Origin of the sequence: Streptomyces sp. WM6386, from assembly GCF_000972385.1 — a bacterium.
Lineage (GTDB): Bacteria > Actinomycetota > Actinomycetes > Streptomycetales > Streptomycetaceae > Streptomyces.
This window is the reverse complement of the sequence record NZ_JXTE01000751.1, coordinates 1-322: the sequence shown is the minus strand read 5'-3', so window position 1 is coordinate 322 and position 322 is coordinate 1. Positions and strand designations below refer to the sequence as shown.

At 63.0% G+C, this 322-nt stretch carries 1 protein-coding gene; it reads left to right on the top strand.

Features of this window, described 5'->3' with window-relative positions:
* Nucleotides 1-322, top strand: a 322-nt coding sequence (locus TN53_RS43515; RefSeq protein ID WP_046264467.1) for an adenosylhomocysteinase, incomplete at both ends; no start/stop codon positions are given.

The following is a 322-nucleotide window of genomic DNA, read 5'->3' as shown; positions in this document are numbered from 1 at the left end:
GCCGACATCTTCATCACCACGACCGGCAACAAGGACATCATCATGGCCGCCGACATGGCCAGGATGAAGCACCAGGCGATCGTCGGAAACATCGGCCACTTCGACAACGAGATCGACATGGCCGGCCTCGCGAGTGTGCCGGGCATCGTCAAGGACGAGGTCAAGCCCCAGGTCCACACCTGGACCTTCCCCGACGGCAAGACGATCATCGTCCTGTCCGAGGGCCGCCTGCTGAACCTGGGCAACGCCACCGGCCACCCCTCGTTCGTGATGTCCAACTCCTTCGCGGACCAGACCCTGGCCCAGATCGAGCTGTTCACCA